General features: G+C 67.7%; 21 protein-coding genes, 1 tRNA gene and 1 pseudogene. 11 read left to right on the forward strand and 12 right to left on the reverse strand.

Annotation, left to right across the window (positions count from 1 at the left end):
• Positions 1-57: 57 nt before the first annotated feature.
• The 4 genes from RN51_RS15700 (at position 58) to RN51_RS15715 (ending at position 5,078) form a co-directional block, all read left to right on the forward strand.
• Entirely contained in the window at positions 58-267 is a 210-nt protein-coding gene (locus tag RN51_RS15700) for a heavy-metal-associated domain-containing protein (RefSeq protein ID WP_045264991.1), read from the forward strand.
• Positions 267-2,585 (forward strand): heavy metal translocating P-type ATPase, encoded by a 2,319-nt coding sequence (locus RN51_RS15705; RefSeq protein WP_045264992.1) that lies wholly within the window; start codon positions 267-269, stop codon positions 2,583-2,585. Before RN51_RS15700 ends, RN51_RS15705 begins: the two co-directional genes overlap by 1 nt.
• 19 nt (positions 2,586-2,604) lie before the next feature.
• Positions 2,605-2,865 carry a YHS domain-containing protein gene (locus RN51_RS15710; RefSeq protein WP_045264993.1) on the forward strand — a complete coding sequence of 87 codons (261 nt, stop codon included), beginning with the start codon at positions 2,605-2,607 and terminating at the stop codon, positions 2,863-2,865.
• Positions 2,866-2,933: 68 nt separating this feature from the next.
• Entirely contained in the window at positions 2,934-5,078 is a 2,145-nt protein-coding gene (locus tag RN51_RS15715; RefSeq protein WP_045264994.1) for a heavy metal translocating P-type ATPase, read from the forward strand.
• An 84-nt stretch (positions 5,079-5,162) separates the two neighbouring features.
• On the opposite strand, the gene RN51_RS15720 is transcribed toward RN51_RS15715, so the two are convergent.
• Entirely contained in the window at positions 5,163-5,657 is a 495-nt protein-coding gene (locus RN51_RS15720) for a DUF1269 domain-containing protein (RefSeq protein WP_045264995.1), read from the reverse strand.
• 271 nt (positions 5,658-5,928) lie between these two features.
• Here RN51_RS15720 and RN51_RS15725 point away from each other — a divergent pair, with 271 nt between their 5' ends.
• Both RN51_RS15725 and RN51_RS15730 read left to right on the forward strand, forming a co-directional pair.
• On the forward strand, positions 5,929-7,299 hold the full coding sequence (locus RN51_RS15725) for a glutamate decarboxylase (protein WP_231579325.1): 1,371 nt from the start codon (positions 5,929-5,931) through the stop codon (positions 7,297-7,299).
• 7 nt (positions 7,300-7,306) lie between these two features.
• A complete protein-coding gene (locus tag RN51_RS15730; protein ID WP_231579326.1) occupies positions 7,307-8,845 on the forward strand; it encodes an amino acid permease in 1,539 nt (512 codons plus the stop codon).
• A gap of 4 nt (positions 8,846-8,849) precedes the next feature.
• Here the strand turns inward: RN51_RS15730 and nhaA are convergent, their stop codons facing one another.
• From nhaA to RN51_RS15745, 4 genes are all read right to left on the reverse strand, one after another.
• A complete protein-coding gene (gene nhaA / locus RN51_RS15735) occupies positions 8,850-10,127 on the reverse strand; it encodes a Na+/H+ antiporter NhaA (RefSeq protein ID WP_045264997.1) in 1,278 nt (425 codons plus the stop codon).
• 66 nt (positions 10,128-10,193) lie between these two features.
• A complete protein-coding gene (locus RN51_RS18605) occupies positions 10,194-10,367 on the reverse strand; it encodes a hypothetical protein (protein ID WP_197073272.1) in 174 nt (57 codons plus the stop codon).
• Positions 10,368-10,398: 31 nt separating this feature from the next.
• Positions 10,399-10,833, reverse strand: coding sequence for a GtrA family protein (locus RN51_RS15740; protein ID WP_045264998.1), 435 nt, complete (start codon positions 10,831-10,833; stop codon positions 10,399-10,401).
• A 13-nt stretch (positions 10,834-10,846) separates the two neighbouring features.
• On the reverse strand, positions 10,847-12,370 hold the full coding sequence (locus RN51_RS15745; RefSeq protein WP_052674751.1) for a glycosyltransferase family 39 protein: 1,524 nt from the start codon (positions 12,368-12,370) through the stop codon (positions 10,847-10,849).
• A 204-nt stretch (positions 12,371-12,574) separates the two neighbouring features.
• Between RN51_RS15745 and RN51_RS15750 the strand changes: the two genes are divergently transcribed.
• From RN51_RS15750 to RN51_RS15760, 3 genes are read left to right on the forward strand one after another with little or no spacing between them, the layout of a single operon-like run.
• Entirely contained in the window at positions 12,575-13,393 is an 819-nt protein-coding gene (locus RN51_RS15750; protein ID WP_197073273.1) for a hypothetical protein, read from the forward strand.
• A gap of 24 nt (positions 13,394-13,417) precedes the next feature.
• A complete protein-coding gene (locus RN51_RS15755; RefSeq protein WP_231579327.1) occupies positions 13,418-14,098 on the forward strand; it encodes a response regulator transcription factor in 681 nt (226 codons plus the stop codon).
• A complete protein-coding gene (locus tag RN51_RS15760; RefSeq protein ID WP_045265000.1) occupies positions 14,095-15,441 on the forward strand; it encodes a sensor histidine kinase in 1,347 nt (448 codons plus the stop codon). Before RN51_RS15755 ends, RN51_RS15760 begins: the two co-directional genes overlap by 4 nt.
• Before the next feature lie 25 nt (positions 15,442-15,466).
• Here the strand turns inward: RN51_RS15760 and RN51_RS15765 are convergent.
• Positions 15,467-15,838, reverse strand: a pseudogene (locus tag RN51_RS15765) (ABC transporter permease); the annotation flags it as partial.
• Positions 15,839-16,532: 694 nt separating this feature from the next.
• On the opposite strand from RN51_RS15765, the gene RN51_RS15770 reads away from it, so the two are divergent.
• Both RN51_RS15770 and RN51_RS15775 read left to right on the forward strand, forming a co-directional pair.
• Positions 16,533-17,207: a response regulator transcription factor gene (locus RN51_RS15770; RefSeq protein ID WP_231579328.1), complete on the forward strand. Its 675-nt coding sequence runs from the start codon at positions 16,533-16,535 to the stop codon at positions 17,205-17,207.
• Positions 17,204-18,187 (forward strand): sensor histidine kinase, encoded by a 984-nt coding sequence (locus RN51_RS15775; RefSeq protein ID WP_045265001.1) that lies wholly within the window; start codon positions 17,204-17,206, stop codon positions 18,185-18,187. The genes RN51_RS15770 and RN51_RS15775 overlap by 4 nt, the downstream gene beginning before the upstream one ends.
• Here RN51_RS15775 and RN51_RS15780 read toward each other — a convergent pair.
• From RN51_RS15780 to RN51_RS15805, 6 genes are all read right to left on the reverse strand, one after another.
• Positions 18,159-18,956: an FAD:protein FMN transferase gene (locus RN51_RS15780; RefSeq protein ID WP_052674752.1), complete on the reverse strand. Its 798-nt coding sequence runs from the start codon at positions 18,954-18,956 to the stop codon at positions 18,159-18,161. The two genes, RN51_RS15775 and RN51_RS15780, sit on opposite strands and share 29 nt — an antisense overlap.
• Positions 18,953-19,408 (reverse strand): FMN-binding protein, encoded by a 456-nt coding sequence (locus tag RN51_RS15785; protein WP_045265003.1) that lies wholly within the window; start codon positions 19,406-19,408, stop codon positions 18,953-18,955. Before RN51_RS15785 ends, RN51_RS15780 begins: the two co-directional genes overlap by 4 nt.
• Positions 19,409-19,427: 19 nt before the next feature.
• A complete protein-coding gene (locus tag RN51_RS15790) occupies positions 19,428-20,837 on the reverse strand; it encodes a ferric reductase-like transmembrane domain-containing protein (RefSeq protein WP_052674753.1) in 1,410 nt (469 codons plus the stop codon).
• Positions 20,838-20,910: 73 nt separating this feature from the next.
• Positions 20,911-21,132, reverse strand: coding sequence for a VIT1/CCC1 transporter family protein (locus tag RN51_RS15795; protein ID WP_052674754.1), 222 nt, complete (start codon positions 21,130-21,132; stop codon positions 20,911-20,913).
• 145 nt (positions 21,133-21,277) lie between these two features.
• A tRNA-Arg gene (locus tag RN51_RS15800) sits at positions 21,278-21,350 on the reverse strand.
• 16 nt (positions 21,351-21,366) lie between these two features.
• Positions 21,367-22,182, reverse strand: a complete 816-nt coding sequence (locus tag RN51_RS15805) for an SGNH/GDSL hydrolase family protein (protein ID WP_045265004.1) — start codon at positions 22,180-22,182, stop codon at positions 21,367-21,369.
• Between the last annotated feature and the right edge of the window lie 80 nt (positions 22,183-22,262).

Here is a 22,262-nt window from a genome sequence, read left to right on the forward strand (position 1 = left end):
AGGGTTGTCGAGAGGGAGTACCCCACCCGGGTATGTTCGATCGAGAGAGGAACCGTCATGAGCACGAGCGAGTACCAGGTGACCGGGATGAGCTGCGGCCACTGCGAGGTCGCGATCCGCAGCGAGGTCGGTCAGGTTCCTGGAGTCGACTCGATCGACGTCAGCGCGCAGACCGGCAAGCTCGTCGTGACGAGCGCACACCCGATCGACGATGCGGCGATCCTCGCAGCCGTCGATGAGGCGGGGTACCAGGCGGTGCGGGCCTGATGAGCATGCAGTCCGCCGCACCTGTCAGCGTGGAGCTGGAGATCGGCGGCATGACCTGCGCATCGTGCGCGATGCGGATCGAGAAGAAGCTCAACCGGATCGACGGTGTCACGGCGACCGTGAACTACGCCACCGAGAAGGCGAAGGTGACGGCACCGCAGGGATTCGATCCGTCACTGCTCATCGCGGAGGTGGAGAAGACCGGTTACACCGCAGCGCTCCCCGCGCCGGAAGCGAAGACGCCGGCGGCGGAGGACGACGCCCCGGATGCCGAGCTGACGAGCCTCAAGCACAGGCTCATCGCCTCGATCGTCCTGACCGTTCCCGTCATCGCGATGGCGATGATCCCGGCGCTGCAGTTCACCTACTGGCAGTGGCTCTCGCTCGCTCTGGCGGGTCCCGTCATCGTGTGGGGCGCGTGGCCGTTCCACAAGGCGGCGTGGACGAACCTCCGGCACGGCGCGGCCACGATGGACACCCTGATCTCGATGGGGACCATCGCTGCGCTGCTCTGGTCGCTCTACGCGCTGTTCTTCGGGACGGCCGGCACGCCCGGTATGACGCACCCCTTCGAGTTGACCGTGGCACCCAGCGACGGCGCGGGGAACATCTACCTCGAGGTGGGCGCGGGGGTGACGATGTTCATCCTCGCCGGACGCTACTTCGAGAAGCGGTCCAAGCGTCAGGCCGGTGCGGCTCTGCGGGCTCTGCTGGAACTCGGCGCGAAAGACGTCGGCGTGATCCGCGACGGCATCGAGACGCGGATCCCCACCACCGAGCTGAGGCCCGGCGACGAGTTCGTCGTCCGCCCCGGCGAGAAGATCGCGACCGACGGGACCGTCGTGTCAGGGACATCGGCGGTGGACGTCTCGATGCTCACCGGCGAATCGGTGCCTGTCGAGGTGGGTGAAGGCGACGCCGTGACCGGCGCGACCGTCAACGCCGGCGGTCGTCTGGTCGTGCGTACCACGCGCGTCGGCTCCGACACGCAGCTGGCGCAGATGGCGAAGTTGGTCGAGGATGCGCAGACCGGGAAGGCGGAGGTGCAGCGGCTCGCCGACCGGATCTCCGGGATCTTCGTGCCCATCGTCATCGTGATCGCCCTCGCGACACTCGGCGTCTGGCTCGGGCTCGGATTCCCGGCATCCGCCGCCTTCACGGCAGCGGTCGCCGTGCTCATCATCGCGTGCCCGTGCGCTCTCGGGCTCGCGACACCGACCGCGCTGCTGGTGGGTACGGGACGCGGTGCGCAGATGGGCATCCTGATCAAGGGTCCGGAGGTGCTCGAGTCCACCCGGAAGGTCGACACGGTGGTGCTCGACAAGACCGGCACCGTGACCAGCGGCAGGATGACGCTCACCGAGGTCCACACCGCGGCGGGCGTGGACAGGGGTGAGCTGCTCCGGCTCGCCGGTGCGGCGGAAGACGCCTCGGAGCATCCGATCGCCCAGGCCGTGGCGAAGGCCGCCACCCAGGAGGTCGGAGCGCTTCCCTCAGTGGACGACTTCGTCAACATCGAAGGCAAGGGTGTGCAGGGCATCGTCGACGGACACGCCGTGCTGGTGGGGCGGGAGTCGTTGCTGGCGGAATGGTCGCAGCGGCTGCCCGCCGACCTCGCCACGGTGAAGGCGGAAGCAGAGAACCGCGGCAGAACCGTGATCGCGGTCGGATGGGACGGGGAAGCCCGTGGCGTGCTCGTCGTTGCCGACACCGTGAAGCCGACCAGCGCCCAGGCCATCTCGCAGTTGAAGGGGCTGGGGTTGACGCCCATCCTCCTCACCGGTGACAACAGGGTGGTCGCCGAGCAGATCGCGGCGGAGGTCGGGATCACCGAGGTGATCGCCGAGGTGCTGCCCAAGGACAAGGTGGATGTGGTCGCCCGTCTCCAGCGCGAAGGCAGGGTCGTGGCGATGGTCGGCGACGGAGTCAATGACGCGGCTGCCCTCGCGCAGGCCGACCTGGGGCTTGCGATGGGCACGGGGGCGGACGTGGCGATCGAGGCAAGCGACATCACGCTGGTCCGGGGTGATCTGCGCAGCGCCGCGGATGCCATCCGCCTCTCCAGGAGGACGCTCGGAACCATAAAGGGCAACCTGTTCTGGGCCTTCGCGTACAACGTCGCGGCGATCCCCCTCGCGGCCCTCGGGCTGCTCAATCCCATGCTCGCCGGTGCGGCGATGGCGTTCTCGAGCGTCTTCGTGGTCGGCAACAGCCTCCGTCTGCGCTCCTTCCGGAGCCAGGCGGCGGATCCCTCTCCGGTGCGGAGCGGTGCGGCGCGGGAACGCGCGACATCGATCTCCGCGGCCGGAACCCGTTGATACCCCAGAGGAGAACGTCATGTCCGATTCCCCCGCAGGCTCCTGCTGCAGCGTGAACAGCACCACCGCGGTATCCGCCGACGGGCGCAAGGACCTGCTCGCGCCCGCAGCCGGTGGCACGGCAGAGTGCCCGGTGATGGTCGGAAGCCCGGTCGTCATCGCCGATGCGCAGGCCGCAGGCCTGTTCCGTGACTACGAGGGCACGCGCTACTACTTCTGCTGCGCGGGATGCGGACCGGCCTTCGACGCCGATCCGGCGAAATACGCCACCGTAGCCTGACCGTTCCAGCCGTGTGGGGCATGCAGTCGCGGCCCCGCACGGCATCGTTCTTCCGAGGAGGAGAGGCAATGAGCACTCCGCACCATGACCACACCGCCCACGACCACACCGCCCACGCGGTGCACGACGAGCACGCGGGTCACGATGTCCACGCGGGTCACGATGTCCACGCGGGTCACGATGTCCACGCGGGTCACGACGCCCACGCGGGGCACGGTGGTCATGCGGGTCACGGCGACCACGTCGCCCAGTTCCGGCGGCTGTTCTGGATCATGCTCGCCCTCGCGGTCCCCACCGTCGCGCTGTCGGGCATGTTCGCGATGATCCTCGGCTACACCCTGCCTGACGTGCCCGGCTTGGCCTGGGTCTCGCCCGTGCTGGGGACCGTGATGTACGTGTGGGGAGGCAAGCCCTTCCTCGTGGGCGCCGTCAGCGAGATCCGCTCGCGCAAGCCCGGCATGATGCTGCTCATCGGGCTGGCGATCACGGTCGCATTCCTCGCGTCGTGGGGAGCGAGCCTCGGAGTCCTGCATCACGAGCTCGACTTCTGGTGGGAACTCGCGCTCCTCATCGTGATCATGCTGCTCGGGCACTGGATCGAGATGCGGTCGCTCGCGCAGACGACCTCTGCTCTCGACTCGCTCGCTGCGCTCCTGCCGGACGAGGCGGAGCGTGTCGAGGACGGGCAGGTCGTCGTGGTCTCACCTGCCGATCTCCGGGTAGGCGACGTCGTGATCGTGCGGCCCGGCGGAAGCGTACCGGCCGATGGGCGGATCGTGGACGGACGGGCGTCCATGGACGAATCGATGGTGACGGGGGAGTCCCGCACGGTCACGCGCGGCAGCGGCGATCAGGTCACCGCCGGCACGGTCGCCACGGATTCCGGGCTGCGGGTGGAGATCACCGCGACCGGCGACGACACCACGCTGGCCGGCATCCAACGACTCGTGACAGAGGCGCAGAGCTCGTCCTCGCGCGCGCAGCGCCTCGCGGACACCGCGGCGGGGTGGCTGTTCTGGTTCGCACTCGGATCCGCGGCGATCACCGCGATCGTCTGGACGCTCGTCGGCTTCCCGGACGCCGCCGTGATCCGTACGATCACCGTGCTGGTCATCGCCTGCCCCCACGCTCTCGGTCTCGCCATCCCGCTCGTCGTGTCGATCGCGACCGAGCGGGCCGCCCGCGGCGGCGTCCTGGTCAAGGACAGGCTCGCGTTGGAGAGCATGCGCACCGTGGACACGGTCCTGTTCGACAAGACCGGGACGCTCACCAAAGGCGAGCCCACCGTGTCGGAGGTCTCGGTCTCCGGCGGGCATGACGCCGACCGGGTGCTGGCGCTCGCCGCTGCAGCCGAGGCCGACAGCGAGCACCCTCTCGCGAAGGCGATCGTCCGCGCCGCGGCCGAGAAGAGACTGTCCGTGCCGGCGAGTCGCGACTTCACGTCGTCGCCCGCGGTCGGTGTGACAGCGACCGTCGACGGGACGACGGTGCGCGTCGGCGGCCCGCACCTGCTGACGGAGGAGCAGTCGGACGAGCTTCCCGTCGCCGAGCAGTGGCGGAAGGACGGTGCGATCATCCTGCACGTGATTCAGGACGGGGGAGTGATCGGTGCGCTGAAGCTCGCCGACGAAGTCCGCCCGGAGTCGCGAGAAGCCGTCGATGCCCTGCATGCCCTCGGAGTGCAGGTGGTCATGATCACGGGCGATGCGGAAGCCGTCGCGCACACGGTCGCGGAGGATCTGGGCATCGACCGGTTCTTCGCGGGCGTACGTCCCGAGGACAAGGCCGCGAAGGTGCAGGAACTGCAGCACGAAGGCCGCAAGGTCGCGATGGTCGGCGACGGCGTCAACGACGCACCCGCGCTCGCACAGGCGGACGTGGGTCTGGCCATCGGTGCCGGAACGGATGTCGCGATCGCCTCGGCGGGAGTCATCCTCGCCAGTGACGATCCGCGTTCCGTGCTCTCGGTCATCGAGCTCTCACGCGCGGCCTACCGCAAGATGAAGCAGAACCTGTGGTGGGCCGCGGGATACAACCTGCTGTCCGTCCCGCTGGCGGCGGGTGTGCTCGCACCCATCGGGTTCGTGCTGCCGATGTCCGTCGGGGCGATTCTGATGTCGCTGTCGACGATCGTCGTCGCGCTCAACGCTCAGCTGCTGCGGAGGCTCGATCTGCGGCCCGAGGTGACGACCCGCGCCATCCTCGATCGCTGACGTCCGGCTCGATCGCTGAAACGGGGGCGAACGCCGAGAAGGGCCCTGCTCCAGGAGCGGGGCCCTTCTGCTTGCCGACGCGAGTCAGTTCGCGCCGCCGAGGTCGTGGATGAGCTCCTTCTCGTCTTCGGCGGAGAGAGATGTCTGGACGACCGTGCCGTTGAACGGGGCGAGGGCGGCCGCGAACTTGTCCTCCGTGATCTTCGTCGCGTAGACGACGACGGCGGACTTCCCCTCGGAGACGGCGTTCTTCACCCGGTCGCGGAACTCGGCGTCGATGCCGGTCTTGTCCAGCCCCGCGAACAGGGCTCCGAAGAGACCGCCGAAGAGCAGCCCTGCGAACGGGACGAAGAACAGCAAGCCGATCAGCATGCCGAACAGCGCGCCACCGGCGGCACCGACGCCGATGTTCGCCGCTGCACCGGGGTACTCGACCTTGGTCTTGCCCTTCTCGTCGACCTTCACGAGCGCCAGGCCCGCGAGCTCGACGACGAGGTCGTTCTGCAGCGACAGGATCTCGTCATAGGCGCCTTCCGCCTGCGGCTCGCTGTCGAACGAGATGACGATGAGTTCAGCCATGGATGCTTCCCTTCTCCGGGCTGAGTCGACGGCCCTCAGCCGATGATCTCGGGAGTCCACTCCACGGCGGAGCCCCGCTCCGCACATGCTAAGCACGGCCAATCGCTGTTCGTCGGGCAGCGTCTGGATTTCACCCGGGGGAGCTTCGATCTGGCCGAAAGTGGGGTGGTGCGGCATCGTCGCTCTTGGGATAGTGGTCGGCACACGGCCAGCGACGAGGATCGAGCGTGTCGCCGGCCGTACGCCGACAGCGATGCGAAAGGTTCCGGACATGAGCACTCCCTCCAGCGCCGACCAGCCGATCTTCACGAGGCCGGGGGAGGCGACGCTCACCTCGCGTCATGTCATCCCGCCAGGGGAGTCGCTCCCCGACACGGCGAAGCAGATCGTGGAGGACGAGACGATCCTCGACGGGAATGCGCGCTTGAACCTCGCCACGTTCGTGAGCACCTGGATGGACGACGACGCGAAGCAGGTCTATGCGGCGTCCTTCGACAAGAACATGATCGATAAGGACGAGTACCCGCAGACGGCGGCGATCGAGGACAACTGCTGGCACATGCTCGCCAACCTCTGGAACGCGCCCGACGCGGAGAAGAGCATCGGCACCTCGACGATCGGGTCATCGGAGGCCTGCATGCTGGGCGGTCTCGCCTTCAAGCGGCGCTGGCAGCAGGCTCGGCGCGCGGCGGGGAAGGACACCTCGAGTCCGAACATCGTGATGTCCTCTGCCGTGCAGGTGTGCTGGGAGAAGTTCTGCAACTACTTCGACGTCGAGCCGCGCTATGTGCCGATCAGCGAGGAGCACAAGACGCTCGACGGTCATGACCTGGCGAAGTACGTCGACGAGAACACGATCGGCGTCGTCGCGATCATGGGGGTCACGTACACGGGGATGTACGAGCCGGTGGCCGAGATCGCCGCCGCGCTCGACGAGATCCAGAAGAACACCGGTCTCGACATCCCGATCCACGTCGACGGGGCGTCGGGGGCGATGATCGCGCCGTTCCTGCAGCCCGATCTGGTGTGGGACTTCCGGCTCGAGCGGGTGCATTCGATCAGCACGTCGGGGCACAAGTACGGGCTGGTGTATCCGGGGCTCGGCTGGGTGGTGTGGCGTGAAGCCCAATGGCTTCCGGAGGACCTGGTGTTCAAGGTGAGCTACCTGGGCGGGGAGATGCCGACCTTCGCGCTGAACTTCTCGCGGCCGGGGGCGCAGGTGGTCCTGCAGTACTACCTGTTCCTGCGCCTCGGGTTCGAGGGGTATCGGGCCGTGCAGCAGGCGTCCCAGGACGTCGCGAAGTACCTCTCCGCCGGGATCGCCCAGCTCGACGCGTTCGAGCTCTGGAACGACGGAAGTGACATCCCCGTGTTCGCGTGGCGTCTGAAGGATGGACACACGACGAACTGGACGCTCTACGATCTGCAGGATCGGCTGCGGATGAAAGGGTGGTTGATCCCGGCGTATCCGATGCCCGCCGACCTGGAGAAGATCACGGTGCAGCGTATCGTCGTGCGCAACGGGCTGAGCATGGACCTCGCTGAGGAGCTGCTGCAGGCGATCTCCACCGAAGTCGCCTACCTCGACGCACTCGAGTCGCCGATGCCGGCCGAGAAGCCCCAGTCGGCCTTCCACCACTGAGCCGACGATGTCCAGTTCGAACACGGGCGCAACGCCCGAATCGAGCCCGGCAGCGGGACAGCCTCGCCCCACTGCCGCGCGCACGTCCGCAGCCACGCAGGTGTCCCGGCCGGCCGTCGCCATCCTCGGCGTCGGCCAGCTGGCCCTGCTCACCCTCGTCGTGGTCGCCAGTCTGCGCTCGCTTCCGGCCATGGCGACGTACGGCCTCGGCAGCATCATGCTGTATCTGATCCCCGCGATCGTGTTCCTGGTGCCGACGGCCCTGGTCGCCGCCGAGCTCGCCACCGGATGGAAGGGCGGCATCTACGTCTGGGTGCGGGAGGCACTCGGGAACAGGTGGGGATTCACCGCGGTGTGGCTGCAGTGGATCCAGAACGTGGTGTGGTTCCCCACGCAGCTCGCGTTCATCGCGGGCGCGCTCGCGTTCGTGTTCATGGACCCGTCGCTGTCGAGCTCGGGGTTCTTCACTGCGGTCGTGATCATCGTGTTCTACTGGGGATCGACGTTCGTCACCCTCCGCGGTGGCAACCTCTTCGCCAAGCTCGGCTCCTGGGGCGGCATCCTCGGCACGCTGTTGCCGGCCGCGCTGCTCATCGTGTTCGGTGCGATCTGGGTGTTCAGCGGCGAGAAGAGCCAGGTCCCGCTCGACGCATCGGCGGTCATCCCACCCTTCACCGGCCTGGCGTCCATCGTGCTGATCGTGTCGAACGTGCTGGCGTACGCCGGCATGGAGGTCAACGCGGTCCACGTGAACCAGATGAAGGATCCGGGCAAGGGGTATCCCCGCTCGGTGTTCCTCGCCGCCGGCCTGATCCTGCTCGTCTTCATCCTTCCGACGCTGGCGATCTCCGTCGCCGTCCCGTCGAAGGAGTTGGGGCTCACCAACGGCATCATGCTCGCCTTCGGTGTGTACTTCGATCACTGGGGCATGGGCTGGGCGACGGCAGCCGTCTCGGCGCTGATCGCCGCCGGCGCGCTCGCCTCCGTGATCACCTGGGTCGCTGGACCGTCGAAGGGCGTGCTCGCCGCCGCCGAGACAGGCCTGCTTCCACCGATGCTGCAGAGGCGCAACAAGGCGGGGGTCCAGTCCGGGATCCTGATGCTCCAGGGCACGATCGTGACGATCCTCGCTGCGATCTTCATCGTGGTGCCGAACGTGAGTGCCGCGTTCGTCGCTCTGATCGATATGGCGGCCGCGCTGTACCTGATCATGTACATGCTCATGTTCGCGTCGGCGATCGTGCTGCGTCGCAAGGAGCCGACGGTGCACCGCGCGTACCGCGTCGCTGCGCTGCCGCTGGTCGCCGGCGTCGGCTTCGTCGCGTGTCTCGCGGCATTCCTGCTCGCGTTCATCCCGCCCGAGGGATTCACCGCCTTCCCGCCCGCGGCCTATCCGTGGGTCGTCGGCGCTGTCATCGTGGTGCTGGGCGCACCACCCCTGGTCTTCTATGCGATCCGTCGCCCGTCCTGGGACCGTCGACCGCCGGATGGAAGCCTCTTGAGCGACGCCCATCCGGAGGCGACGGTCTCACCGGAAGGTCGGTGAGGGATCACTCGACCCGACGCGCCGATCGGGCCAGCGCACTGCGCCGCGCCAGGATGATCCCGCCCAGGAGGGCTGCGACGAACGACCCGACCAGCACGCCGATCTTCACGTGCTCGTCCGCGACCGAGCTCGACCCGTAGGCGAGCTCACCGACCAGCAGGGAGACGGTGAAGCCGATTCCGGCGAGGAACGCCATTCCGGTCAGGTCCGGCCAGCGGAGCGTCTCGTCGAGACGCAGAGCGGGGATCCGGCTCAGGAGGAACGTCGTGACGAGGATGCCGATCGGCTTGCCGGCGACCAGTCCGATGACGATGCCGATCGTGATCGGATCGGTGAACGCCGACGCGAGTCCGTCCCATCCACCGACCGTGACGCCGGCGGCGAAGAATGCGAACACGGGGACGGCGAACAGCGTGGCCACGATGCCCCACCGGTCGGCGAGGTGCGCGGCCATGCCGTCGTAGACCGGCCGACCCTGCGCGTCGGTGCCCGTGCGCACCCGGGCACGCTTCGTCGCGGTGACGGGGACGACGAAGCCGAGCAGCACGCCGGCGACCGTCGCGTGAACTCCGGACGCGTGGATGCACACCCACACCGCGATGGCGAGGGGCAGCAGGAGCCACCATGCGCGCACGCCCTTCGCCACCAGCGCGGCGAATCCGGCCAGGGGCAGCAGTGCGAGGATCAGCCACGGGAAGCTGATGCTCTCGGTGTAGAAGGTCGCGATGATCGTGATCGCGATGAGGTCGTCGATGATGGCGAGAGTCAGCAGGAACACGCGCAGCGCGGGCGGCAGGAACTTGCCGACGACAGCGATCACGGCCACCGCGAACGCGATGTCGGTCGCGGTGGGGATCGCCCAGCCGCGCAGCGCATCCGCTCCGCTCGCGGCGTTGATCAGCACGAAGATCAGCGCGGGCACCACCACCCCACCCACGGCCGCAGCGATGGGCAGGGCAGCGCGGCGGGGATCGCGCAGGCGCCCCGCGACGAACTCCTCCTTCAGCTCGAGCCCGACGACGAAGAAGAAGATCGCCAGGAGTCCGTCCGACGCCCACGCGCCGACGCTGAGCTCGAGATGCAGCTCGGGGATGCCGAAGGTGAAGTCGCGCACGGATTCGTACCAGGGCGCGGCCGGACTGTTGGCGAGGATCAGCGCGGCGAACGTGGCCGCGAGCAGAAGCGAACCCCCGAGCACGTCGCTGCGCGCGTTGGAGCGGATGCCTTGCCACAGGGCGTGCGGGGCGAGGGAGAAGCGGGCAGGGGAAGGATTCGTGGACACGGAAAGACCTCACGCGAGAGAAGGGGTGAATGGCGCAGAAGACCACCGCCCCGTTCGAGGCGTGGTCTAGTTCCGTGGCGGCGGGCAGCCCGCGATCTCGCCGTGTGAGAGGGTGCCCCAGACGCTGGTCCACCCGTTCGTGCCAGGGTGCATGATGATCCGCATCCACTCCCTCATCGTGGTCGCCGAACGCAGACGGTGCGGGGCACGCGTCGAACCGGCGATCGAGAGGAGGGGCACGGCAACAGCCTATCCGGAAGGCCTGGGAAGGTCAGGAGCGGAACACCCACGCGCGGGAGGCGAGGAAACGGAACGCCGATCCGAGGACGAGGCCGATGACGTTCGCCGAGATGTTGTCGGCGGTGACGGACGTGAGGCCGAGCAGATAGTGGCTGATCGCGAGGCAGCCGAGCGCGATGACGCTCCCGCCCACACTGACAGCGAAGAACGACGCCACCTCGGAGGCGACCTTCGCGCGATGGCGGGTCCGGAACGTCCACCATCGATTCCCCGCCCAGTTGACCAGGATCGCAAGCGACGTGGCTGCGCCTTTCGCGATCAGAACGGCTCCGGGGACCCGAGCATCGGGGAGGAGCGATATGCGGAGGGCGTTGAAGACGAGAACGTCGACCGCGAGCCCTACGCTGCCGACAGCGGAGAATCGCAGGAGGTCGGACGTGACCGACCCGGAGAGCCGTCCCCGCATGGTCACTCCCTGATCAGGTGATAGACGGTGCTGCGATGGTGCGCTGCGAGGTCTCGACGGAGAACCCGAGGTGCAGGAGCATCGCGATGTCGTCGGGCCGTGCATGCGCTGCCGGGGCCTCGACCGCCCAGATGCTCGCCGGTCCGCTCCGGAGGGACACCGCCGCGGCGTTCGGTTCCACCGCATCCCAGAGACGGGTCCGCTGCGTGTACGGGGTCGTGAGCGCGATGTCCTGGAGGCCGGCGAGCCGATCGGGATAGAGCGCCGTCATGAGACGGGGATCGCGGGACGGTTTGGTGGACTGATCGAAGATGATCAGATCGCCCTCGCGTGCGTGCTGAGAAAGATACTCGGCGGCCGCTCGCCAGTCGCTTCCGCCGTCCTTGGCCCACGGCGTCCGTTGACCCGCGTAGACCGGGACGCAGGCGATCACCAGAACGGCGACGAGCGCGATGGGCAGAAGAGCACTCAGACGTGGAGTGGCCCACGCGGCGATCACCTCTGACCCGAGAGCGATGAGTACGGCCACCGCAGGGGCGCACATCGACAGGTACCGCACGTTGTACACGGGAGCGATGGACGCGTTCACCCACAGGAGGACGGCTGTGGGGACCAGGAGCCAGATCAGAGCCAGTCCGGCCAGACGGCGGCGCGAGCGGTGCATCACCGGGAACTCCGCATCGCGGACGGCGACCGCGTACAGGAGGGCGGCGGACGCCGTCGCGATCAGGGTCCACCCGATGACCGCGATGAGCGGGTCGCCGAACCACTGCGCGATGAACACGTTCCGCGGCGTCGCGTAGTTGCGCCGGGCCAGGAAGGCGATCTGCTCCCGCTGCAGGTATCCGATGATGACGATCGGCGCAGCGAGCAGCAGCGCGAGGCCGCACGCACGCAGCCACAGCACGACCCGGTCGCGGTGCGCGACCAGGATGTATGCCGCGTGGACGATGAGGATCAGCCCCAGATAGAGGAAGAGGTAGATGCATGCGGCGGCCGCCAGGCCGTAGCCCATCCAGGCTCCGATACCGGAACGACGCCGGGTCAGCCGGACGAGGAGGACGGTGAGCCACACCGCTGCCGCCGTGCCCAGTGCGTAGGAGCGCGCCTCCGTGGCCATGTACGTCATACGGGGGAGCGCGATGCAGACGACTCCGGCGATGATCGCGGTCCGCGTCGTCGTGAGGTCCGCGACCAGCACCACCGTGCCGGCGACCGCCACGCCCACGGCGAGAGCGCTCGGAAGGCGGGTGGCGATCTCGGATGTCCCGGCCGCACGCACCCAGAGGTGCAGCAGCGCGTAGTACACGCCATGGACGGCATCGATTCTGCCGAGCACTCCGGCGAGGCTCGACCACGATCGTTCGGACGACATCACACTCGCAGCCTCGTCGCCCCAGTACGACGGAATCCACGAGCCGGCGAATCCGACGAGTGCGCCCACAGTCCCCAGCGTCCACGCGGCCCCGAGCGGACGTAGGAACGGGCGCATCGACGGCCGCGCAGTGCCGGTCTGCACCGTGCGGACACCGAGCATGCTGTTCCTCCGAATCCATCGGGCGGTCGAATCCACCGAAGTAGTCTCACTCTGCTCGCGCAACATCGGAACCCCCTCCGGAAGCATCCCCGCGGCATGAGAAGGCTCTCAGGATCGGAGGGCGGTGAGCTCTCTGAGAGAACCCTCACTCCTCGTGGCCCTGTTCCGAAGGCAACGCCAAGCATGCGCCGAGAACGTGGCGTCATGACAACCACGACTTCGGAACATGCACGCACCATCCTGTTGAATCGGGTGCCCGAGGTGACGTTCGCCTTCTGGGTGATCAAGATCCTCTCCACCACCACGGGCGAGACCTTCGCCGATTTCCTGAACGCGGATCTGGGACTGGGCTTGAGCCTCACGACGTGGGTGATGAGCGCCCTCCTCGTGATCGCCCTCATCGCGCAGTTCGCCACGAAGCGATACACCTCGGGGATCTACTGGACCGTCGTGGTGCTGATCAGCATCGTCGGCACACTCCTCACCGACAACATGACCGATGTGCTCGGGGTGCCGCTCTGGGTCAGCACCGCAGTCTTCAGCGGCATCCTCGCGCTCACCTTCGGGGTCTGGTTCGCCCGCGAGCGCACACTCTCGATCCACACGATCTTCACGCGACGTCGCGAGGCGTTCTACTGGGTCGCCATCCTGTTCACCTTCGCGCTCGGCACGGCAGCAGGTGATCTCATCTCGGAGGGCCTCGGGCTCGGCTACGTGTTCGGCACCATTCTCTTCTCCGCGCTGATCGGCGTGATCGCGATCGCCTGCTTCGCCTTCAAGGCGAATGTGGTCGCCTGCTTCTGGGCCGCGTACATCCTGACGCGACCTCTGGGAGCCTCGATCGGTGATCTGCTCTCGCAGGCTCCCGCCGATGGTGGGCTCGGGGTGGGGACGACGGTCACGAGCATCGTGTTCCTGGTCGTGATCATCGCGCTCGCCGCATACCTGGGGGTCAAGGTGAACAGGCAGCGGCGGGAGGCTGAGGCAGCGGTGGCAGAAGCGCGCATCGTGGTGGCACCGTAGTATCGCCACGAGGAGGTCGAACACGTGGCTCTGCGCATCCTGACGGTCGATGACGAACCGGAGATGGCCGGCCTCATCGCTCGTGGCCTGCGGGACGAAGGGTACGTCGTCGACGTGGCTGCCGACGGCGTCGAGGCGATGGCCCTCGCGGCAGCCGGCGGCCACGACATCGCGATCGTCGACGTCATGCTGCCGGGAATGTCGGGTTTCGAGCTGTGCCGGTGGCTGCGCAGAGAGCATGAGGCGTTGGCGATCATCATGCTCACTGCCCGAGTCGCGGTCGACGACCGGGTCCGCGGGCTCGATGCGGGCGCGGACGACTATCTGACGAAGCCCTTCGAGTTCGCGGAACTTGCGGCACGTCTTCGCGCTCTGCGGCGGCGCGACGCGATCGGCGGCACCCGTATGGAGGTCGGCGGCCTGCACATCGACATGACGAGACACCAGATCTCGACGGACGAGGGGGAGCTGCGTCTGAGCCGCACGGAGTTCGATCTTCTGCGGCTTCTCGCCTCGAACATCGGGCGTGTGATGCCTCGATCGGAGATACTCGATGCGATCTGGGGGTCGGCCGCCTTCATCGACTCCAACATCGTCGACCAGTACGTCAGCTACGTCCGGCGAAAACTCGACGCAGTCGATGCGCCCGTGCGGATCATCACCGCACGAGGCATCGGGTTCGAGCTGATCGCGACCGAACGATGAACATCGCCCGGCTGAGCATCCGCACGCGCATCACGGGCGGAAGCCTGCTCATCGCGATCCTCATATCGATCGTCGCCGGCATCGTGATCTACTCGCAGGTGGCGCGGATCGTGAGCGATGGCCAGATCCGAGTGCTCGAAGGGATCGAAGGACAATACGTCACCGCCATCACGACCGGCGACACCGAAGAGTTCGACATGCCGGGCCCTGGGCAGTTCGTCGCCGTCGTGAACCCGGCCGGGGCTGTGATGATCGACACGTTCCCCGAATCCGCCGCCGGCACGGCACAGAAGCTCGCGGCGCAGCCGGACGGCACTCGGCGCGTCGACGGCGCCACCGAGTACATCGCGCGCTCGACCTCGGTCGAGACAGCCGAGGGAACGTGGCATGTCGTGACAGCGAGTGTCGGTGATTCGCAGGTGCTCGCGGAGGTCGCCTGGCTCTTGATCGCGAGTATCGCCGGTATCAACCTCGCGTTCGGCGCCTCGGCATGGTTGATCGGCTCGGCCGCACTGAGTCCTGTCGCCCGACTGCGTCGCAGCGCGGCAGAACTCGCGGCGGAGCCCGGTACCGAGCTGCTTCCGGTCGGGCCGGCCCGAGACGAGATCTCTGACCTGGCGGAGACGCTCAACGAGCTCATCGCACAGCTGCGCAGGTCGGCGGAGCGCGAGCGGCAGATCGTGTCGGATGCCAGCCATGAGTTCCGCACGCCGCTCGCGATCATCCAGACCCGCTTGGAGCTCGCTCAACGTGAGGCACTCGACCCGGTCGAGATGAAGGCCGAAGTTGCTGCGGCGCAACGCACCCTCAGCCGCCTGTCGTCTCTGGCCACCTCGATGTTGGAGCTCTCTCGGATCGACGCGCAGAGGTCGGGAGGCACGGCGACCGTCGAGGCACTGTCCACCGAGCTGGCAGACGCGGTGGACCGTTGGAGGCGGCGAGTCGCATCGAGCAGCATCCGCATCGACTTCGACGCGGAGATCTCCGAGCCGAACGCGACCGTCTCGGTGACCGTCGAGGATTTCGGGCGGATCTGCGACAACCTCATCGGGAACTCGGTTCAGGCGATCGGCGATGGAGGGGTGGTGGAACTCCGCCTCGGCGACAGCGACGTCGACTCGGTCGTGCTGAGTGTGATCGACGACGGCGGCGGGATGGACAGCGGCTTCGTCGCCTCGGCGATGGATCGCTTCTCACGGCAGAGCGCCGCTCGAACAGGGGGAGGGGCCGGACTCGGGTTGCCGATCGTCGCGGGGATCGTGGCGAATGCCGGCGGCACGGTGACTCTCGTGAACTCGCCGGGCGAGGGGCTGCGAGTGGATCTGCGGCTGTCGACCGCATAGCGCTCCTGCGCGCGCCGGACGTCGATCACGCCAGGGCAGTCGGCCGTCTGCCGATGGGGGCGAGCCAAGAGGCCGTGACCACGGCCGTGATCGTGCCGGCCGCGAGCACCGACGCGAGCACGACGATCTGGAAGCGCCCCGCCTCCAGGGGCGAGATGCCCCCGAAGATGGCGCCGACGAATGCGCCGGGCAGCGTCACCAGGCCGGTGGTCTTCGTCTGATCTACCGCGGGAATCAGGGCGGACTGCACGGCGCCACGCGCAAGCGCATGCGTCGCCTGTCGGGGTCGGGCACCGAGGGCGAGCCAGCCGTCGACCTCGTCCCATCGCGAGATCGTCGACGCATACAAGTACCGGCCCGTGAGCGTGGCGGTCCCCATCGCGTTCCCCACCACGATGGGGATGGATCATGGTGGATACAAGGAACCCCGCCCGAGACGGGCGGGGTTCTCTGATGGTGTTGTGGGTTGTACGCGGAAGGTGCTTTGCCGCGTGATTCCGGGGCGGGTTTAAGCACGAGTCGAGTCCGATCCTCTAACGCCATTGAGGTAATCCTCCGATTCGGGGACTTGGCCGGAACGGGGCGGATCGACACCCCATCCTGTCACTGCACAGACATCGAGCAGCCGGGCCAAGGGGCGACCATCATGCAACAGCGTGGATCCCTGGGCATCAACGGGGTGCCCACTGTGCGCTCGCTGTCTTCACGAGTGATGTGTAGTCGCCATTCAGCGGAGCGAGTCGGCGGCGGGTACGGTTGCTCGGGTTCACCGAACGCGAGTCCATGTTTCTGCCCGAGCAGCCTCGCTTCCTCATAAGTCAACGCCCGGCCGCGGAACCCAAGGTCCACGCCCCTCGGGAGTGACGAGATGAGCTGAGCCTTCCGGTGTGATCTTCGGACGACGGCCGCCGCGATTCGATTGGCAAGTGATGCGTAGCCCGACTCTGGGAGAACGACGTCTCACGAGCCTCTGACGAACGCCCGGCAGTGACGTGAGCACGGCATCTGCTGTGTGAGCGAGACGCTCGGTTTCGTTGCGCGCTTGTCGGGGGTCATGGCGTCATGCCGGTGGCGCGTGGCAGGATCACCTCATGATGGGACCCTCGAAGCTCGCGTCTGTGCTGTACGTCGAGGACGATCCGGATATCGCGGCGATGACGGTCGAGGTGTTGTCGGAGACGTATCGGGTCGATCATGCGCCCGACGGCGCGGTCGCCCTGCGTTTGGCGCTGGGCACGCGGTATGACCTGATGGTGGTGGACAGGCGGCTGCCGGGGATGGACGGTGTCGATCTTGTTCGCGCGGTGCGCACGGCGCACATCACGACCCCGGTGCTCATGCTGACTGCCCTGGGCGCGGTGGGCGACAAGGTCGCGGGGCTCGACGGTGGGGCGAACGACTATCTCGTCAAGCCGTTCGACTACGACGAGCTGTTGGCGCGGTTGCGCGCACTGCAGCGGGCTTTCCAGTCGGGTGGGGCCCGGCGCGAGCTCGGTCGGTGGAGTTTCGCCCCGACAGCACAGGCGGTCTTCGACCCGTCGGGATACCGGATCGCGCTCACGGCGACGGAGAGCACGTTGCTGGAGGTGCTCAGCGAGAGTCCGGACCATGTGTTCGGTCGAGAGGAGATCCTCCGGGCGGTGTTCCCTGCCGGTGATTCCGCGAGCTCCGTGGACACGTATGTGCACTATGTGCGGAAGAAGACGACTCCCGAGATGATCGAGACGGTCAGAGCGCGCGGGTATCGGGCGGGGAACCCGTCATGAGTGCGCAGAGAGACCCGGATGCGGAGAAGGTGCGGCGGTCGGCTCGGGTCGTCGCGGTCTGGGTGGGCGTCTCGTCCGGGGTGATCGTCCTCGCAGGTGTGCTGATTCTTCTCGCGGTGGTGCTGTCGTCGTCGCGCCGTGAGGGCGAGAGGCATGAGGGCGGCTGGTTCCCGGGTGCGGGCGGCGACGACTTCGTCGTCGACATCAGTGTTCTCGTGCCCGTCGTGGTCCTGCTCGGTGCGGTAGGGGTGCTGTTGCTGGCCGTGGTTGCGAGTATCGCCGCGCGGCGAGCAGCACTCCCGCTGAGAGACGCTCTGCGGCGGCAACGACAGTTCGTCGCGGACGCGAGTCATGAGCTCCGCACGCCGCTGACGGCTCTCACGAGCCGTATCCAGATCCTGCAGCGCCGTCTGGACCGCGGAGAGGACGTGACCGCGACGGCGCGCGAGCTGCGAGGAGACGCGGATCGCATGCGCGACGTCCTCTCCGACATGCTCCTCGCCGCAGAAGGACAGTCGTTCGCCGGAGAATCAGCAGTCCTCGCCGACGCCGCCCGCGACGCCACAGCCGCGATCCGCTCCCTGGCGGACGAAGCGGACGTGAGGATCGACGTCGACGTCGTGGGCGCTGTCGTGCCGGTGCCGCCGGTGACCCTCGTGCGGGCCCTGGTCGCACTCCTGGATAACGCGGTCGCGCACTCACCGGCAGGCGGCTCGGTCGAGCTCTCAGCACGGCGGTCGGCGAGCGGGGTGCAGGTCCGTGTGACGGATCACGGGGTGGGGATCTCCGGTATCGACCCTGCTCAGGTGTTCGAGAGGTTCGCTCGCACTCCCGACAGCGGCCGTGGGCGCGGTTTCGGGATCGGGCTCTCTCTGGTACGGGACGTCGCACAGCGCGCCGGCGGCAGCATCGTCGTCGAATCGACGTCCCCGGCCGGGACAGTGTTCCTGCTCACGCTGCCCACGACGACAACGAGGTGACCTCGACGGGTGTCGACCCGATCCACCGCGCTATCGCTCCGTTATCCGTGACGAGCATCCCGGTACTCGTGCGGGAGGCGGCGATCCAGGTGGTATCGGAGGGGCCTGCGGCGACGGCGGCTGTCGCCCAGACATCTGCGTGAGCGAGACTGTCGGCGACGACGGTGACAGAGGCGATGCCGTGCGTGCGGTGACCGGTGCGCGGATCGATGATGTGGCTGCCACGTTCTGCCGGACCGGACGTGGCCACCGCGCCATTCGTCACCTGCATCGTCGCGAGAACGCTTCCGGGGCGGCGGGGGTCTGCGATGCCCACGTCCCAGACCCAGTCCGAGTCCTGTGCGGTGAACAGTTGAAGGTCCCCTCCGGCGTTGATGCCGATCGCTCGAGCTGATGCGAGAAGTGGGGCGAGGTGTCGTCTGCTCGCGTGCTCTACCGCCCATCCTTTGACGTACCCGGTGGGGTCGAACCCGCCCCGCCACGATGCGGCGAAGAGCCCGCCGGTCGCGTGTTCGTAGTCGGCGCACGCGGCAGCGACCTCTGCCACGCGCGGGTCGGCATCCCGGATGCGGAGGTCACCGGCCCGGATGCGGCTGATATCGGAGTCGGCCCGGTAGGGCGAGAACACGCGGTCGATGTCGCGGAGCTCCTCGACGCACGCCCGCACTGCATCCCGGACCGCAGGGTCGTCACGCGGGTCGACGATGTGGATGCTGATCGCGGTGCCCATGGTGTGCTCGACGTGCACGTGGATGTCTGGAGTAGTCATTGTTGTGCCTGATCGATAGCGCTCTGCAGCGAGCTCGCATACCCGTCGCTGGTATAGGTGGCGCCGGACACCATCTGGATGTGTGCGCTCTGACCCTGGACCGTCTCGGAGACCAGCAGCGGGATCGCGTGCGCGTTGATCTGTTGGTCTCGACCGTTGCTGTCGGGGTACTGGAGCGCTTGCGCGTCGGTGATCTTCCCTCCCCTCACGGTGATCTGCACCTGGATGGGCCCGTAGCGCGTCTGGGTGGTGTCGCCGGTGAATGTCCCGTCCGTGAGCCCGGTCGTGGTCCCGGCCGTGGTGGTCGATGCGGACCCGCTGGTGCTCTGGGTGGTGCTGCTGGCGGGGCCGGCGATGTCGGAGGGGGGAACTGCGTCGAGGGAAGTGCGGTAGCTGAGCAGGAGGACGATCCCGCTCAGGGTCGCGAGGAGTGCGTAGATGATCTTCTTCATGGCGATGCTCCCTCGATACTCAGGGGGTGAACGATTCGGAGTGGATGCGGTCGGCGGTGAAGCCGGCGCCGCGGAGGTCTTCTCGCAGAGCGCGCATCCACCCGTCGGGGCCGCACAGGTACACGTCGTACTCGTCCGGGTCAGGGGCGATGTAGCGCAGCAGATCGGGGCCATTCCAGGCGGTGTGGGTGGCCGGAAGCCACGGAGAGTTCCCGCCGGCGCGAGGGCCGGCGAGCGGGAAGTGACGCACCCCGCGCTCACGGATCAGCGACGAGATCGGCTCCCGCAGCAGGGCGTCAGAGTCCGCAGTGTCCCGGACGACCAGGGCCGCGTCACCTGGCTCGTATCGCTCCGCCTCGAGGAGCGATACAAGCGGGGCCACTCCGGCTCCCGCACCGACCATCAGGAGCTTCCGGCCCGTGCGGCGATCTCCAGTCATCTCCCCGAACGGTCCCTCCACCAACACGCGGGTGCCCGGACGCAGCGACGCGAGTCGAGTCGTGCCGTCGCCGACGAGGCGTGCCGTGAGCGCGTAGGTGTCTCCGGGGGCGGCTGAGAGGGAGAACGGGTGCCCTCGCATCCATCCCGGCCCGTCCAGGAACCGCCAGACGAAGAACTGGCCCGCTCGTGCCTTCAGCGCACCGAGGTCCCGACCGGACACGCGCACGGTGACTCCGGCTGCACCGTCGAGTGCGACGGTGTCGACGCGGAGAGCGTGCCGTTGCGAGCGGACAAGCGGCGCGACAACGCGGAACGAGATGACGGCAGCCGCTGCGGCAACCCACAGTGACCACCAGTAGATCGTGGCCAGCGTCGACGAGAGGAAGTCAGCTCCCGTCCACAACTGGTGCGGCAGTGCCAGGAAGACGCCGAGGTACGCGTACAGGTGCAGAAGATGCCACGACTCGTAACGCAGGCGGCGGCGGGCGCGGCGGATCGAGGTGACCACGACCATCACGAGCAGCCCGGTTCCCGCGGTCGCCAGTAGCATCCCCGGGTAATCCCACACGAAACTCCACAACTGATCCCACAGGCCCACACCTGTCGCCGCGGCATATCCGACGACCAGCAGCAGGATGTGCAGACCCATCAACCAGAACGACCAGAAGCCGACCTGTCGATGAAGCCGCGTGATTCCCTCACGACCGAACCCCCGCTCGAACAGCGGAACCTTCGCCATCAACAACACCTGATAGAGCAGCAGGTTCGCCGCGACGAGCCCGGAGAGCCTTCCCAGAGTGGTCACGCTCTCCGCAGAGAAACCGAGTACAGCGGTCACCCCGCCCCCGGCCACCCACAGGGCGACGACGAACACGCTCGTCACCCAGATCACTACAAGCGCGGCGACCCGCCACCACGAGGTGGCGACTCGGGGCTTCGATACACGCACGGTCGGCGTGGGTGTTGAGGCGGTGCGGAGGGTGCTCATGACGCCATCGTCCCCACGGCCCTCTGAGGGAGCTCTAAGACAACAAGGCGCACGCCGTTGTCATAGGTGATTCTCAGGCGTTGCCGGTCGTTCGGAGAAGCGAACCGAGTGCGAACGTCGCGGAGAGAGCGAGCGCGCCGCCGACCACGACCCGTTCCGTTGGCCGGGCCGCAGGGTTCCCACCGGTCTTGGCACTCACGAACCCCGTCAGCGCCAGCGCGAGTACGACGACGATGAACGTGATCGGGACGCGCAGGTCGACGGGCGGCAGCAAGATCGTGAGCAGCGGGAGCACCCCGCCAATAGTGAAAGCATGGGCTGACGCTCCAGCCGCAGCCAGGGGCTCACCACGCGGTCTTCTGGACGGAGGACGGCGACACCAGAGGGACAGAAGGGGGACCGTCCACCTGGACGGTCCCCCTTCTCATATGCGTTGTGTGTGCCCCCGACAGGAGTCGAACCTGCGACCTACGGTACCGGAAACCGGCGCTCTATCCACTGAGCTACGGAGGCGTACCGATCGACAATATCACTCGTTGGGGGTGGTCTCCGACCCACCGGCCTCCGTCATGGGCGCGGCGCGCAGTCCGTCGAGGGCGGCGGCCAGCTTCTCGGCGAGATACCGGTGCCCATTCGTCGATGGGTGCTTGCGGCCGACCTCCACGTCGATCACGTCGAGATAGTTCTGTGCGGTGATCCAGTCCTGGGCGATGGGGGAGATGTACCACCAGCCGCGCGCTGCGGCGAGCTCTGCGAGGTCGGTATCGATGCGGGCTGTGGTCGCGCCGACGGGAAGCTCGTGCGGGGCCGGGCCGAGCACCACGATCGTGGCCTTCGGGTAGAGGGCGGCCATCGCGTCCCACGCGGCGTTCACGGCCTCGCGGTATCCGGCGGCACCCTGGGCACGGTCGTTGATCGAGCCCTGCATGATCACGAGGTCCGGCGACAGCGACGGGTCGAGCGCGGCGATGCGCTCCCCGAACGTCGGGCCGTCGATTCCGGGCTTGAGGTAGCCGCTCCCGCGCACACCGTCCACGATGGTTCGGCCTCCGAGGAGGTCGGCGAGGAGATAGGCGTAGCCCTGCGTGGGGAGGGTCGCCGCCGAACCGTACGTCCAGGAGTCGCCGAACACCAGCACGGTGGGACTCTCCGGCAGCACGAGGGGTGCCGGGGCGGTGACCGCCGATGCGTCCTGTCCGCCTGCTGCGGCCGCACTGACCGGGGCGGTGAGAGGCGCCGGAACCCAGGGTCGCCACACGCCCAGGACCACGGCCGCGACCGTCACGATCAGAGCGGCGGCGATGGCGGCGACGCCCCGGCGGCGGCGGGCGGCGGCTGGCTTCATGTGATGAGAGTAGATCACAGGAGTGCGAACGCGAATTCCTCCCCGTGCGTGCCGTCGGGCGTCCGCGTCCGGCCCCGTAA

Origin of the sequence: Microbacterium oxydans (assembly GCF_000956405.1) — a bacterium.
Taxonomy (GTDB): Bacteria; Actinomycetota; Actinomycetes; order Actinomycetales; family Microbacteriaceae; genus Microbacterium; species Microbacterium oxydans_C.